The 1501-nt window shown below is 70.0% G+C and carries 1 protein-coding gene; it reads right to left on the bottom strand.

Annotated elements, in window-relative coordinates; translation table 11 throughout:
- Positions 1–23: 23 nt before the first annotated feature.
- Positions 24–1262, bottom strand: coding sequence for an IS110 family RNA-guided transposase (locus tag BSB02_RS39130; RefSeq protein WP_084966063.1), 1239 nt, complete (start codon positions 1260–1262; stop codon positions 24–26).
- Between the last annotated feature and the right edge of the window lie 239 nt (positions 1263–1501).

Here is a 1501-nt window from a genome sequence, read left to right on the forward strand (position 1 = left end):
CTGTGATACTCCCTGTGTCAACCTCACGCCACGGCTTCGGTGAGGAAGGCCGCCGCTGCGCGGTGTCTGGCGGGGTCGTAAGGGATGCCGTCGTTCCAGCAGCGCCAGATCACCCGGATCCATGCGCGGGCCAGGATGCGGACGGCGTGGGGGTGGTCCTTGCCGCTGGCGCGTGCGTTGGCGTAGAGGGCGGCGGCCCAGGGGCTGGCGCGTCGGCTGTTGTCGGCGAAGATGGTGAGGGCGCGGCGGAAGCGTTTGTTGCAGGCCCACCGGAAGTGCACCGCCCGGTGTTTGCCGGACTGTTTGGTGACCGGTGTGCATCCGGCCAGGGCGGCGACGGAGTCGGGTCCGGCGTAGGCTGCTCGGCAGTCGCCCCACTCGGCGAGCATCTGGGCGGCGTTGATCTGACCCGACCTTGGCAGCGACGTGAAGATCTCGCCGTCCGGGTGCTCCCCGAGGTGGGCGGCGCTCGACCGGTCCAGGTCCTTGATCGCTCCGACCAGCGACTTGACCACGGTGGCCAGGGCGATGACCGCATCGCGCAGCGCTTCGGTCAGGGCCTCGCCGGTGGTGCCGGCCGGGGCCTGGCGCAGCCGGGCCAGCAGCTCGGCCGGGCGGCGGCGGCCGCTGTAGCCGTGCTTGACCAAGAACGCGGCCATCCGCTTTTCGCCCAGATGGGCGGCCGAAGCCGGGGTCGGGTAGCGGGTCAGGAAATCCAGCGCGATCGGCGAGGCCAGGTCGGCGAAGACCGCCTTGGCGCCCGGCCAGTGGGTCTCCAGCAGCGCGGCGAGCTGGTTGGTGGCCGCTACCCGGGCCTCCACCAGGTCATCACGGGTGCGGATCACCGTGCGCACGGCCTTGGTCTGGTCGCTGTAGGGCGTGGCGAGCTGCAGCTTGTGGCGACGCAGCCGCAGGTACTCGGCGATCACCGAGGCGTCACCGGCGTCGGACTTGGCGCCCGACAGCACTTCGCCCTCCCGCCATGTCTTGATCGCGTTGGGTTTGACCGGGACGACCGGGTGACCGGCTTCCAGCAGCAGATCGACCAGGCGGCCGTTGGGCCGCTCGATCGCGATGGGGACGGCCGCCGGGTCATCGAGCCGGGCCAGCCGACCGATCAGCGAGGCGATGCCGTCGCTGCTGTGCGCGATGACGAACTCATCGATGGTCTTGCCGCTGTCGTCGAGGACACAGACAGCGTGCTTGTCTGCGGCCCAGTCGACTCCGACGAACCAGCGCGCCGGGGGCAACGCAAGCGACACCTGAACTCCTTTGCCTGGCAGCGACGACTCGGCGAGGAGGCTGTCTACCGGGCGATCACTAACCGGCGCTCTACGGCGCTACTCCCTGTTGCCGGTCTGCAGCCTCGGGGAAGCCGGGGGCGGCGGTATCACAGTGGCCCTTCCCGGGCGATCAACACAGGCCCTTCCCCCGACTCCCGCCGAGTCCCTACGACGAGCAGCTTGCCACCACCCGCCAGAAAGAGGGTGCCCTAGTGATC

This window comes from Thermoactinospora rubra (assembly GCF_002093975.1).
Classification (GTDB): Bacteria; Actinomycetota; Actinomycetes; order Streptosporangiales; family Streptosporangiaceae; genus Nonomuraea; species Nonomuraea rubra_A.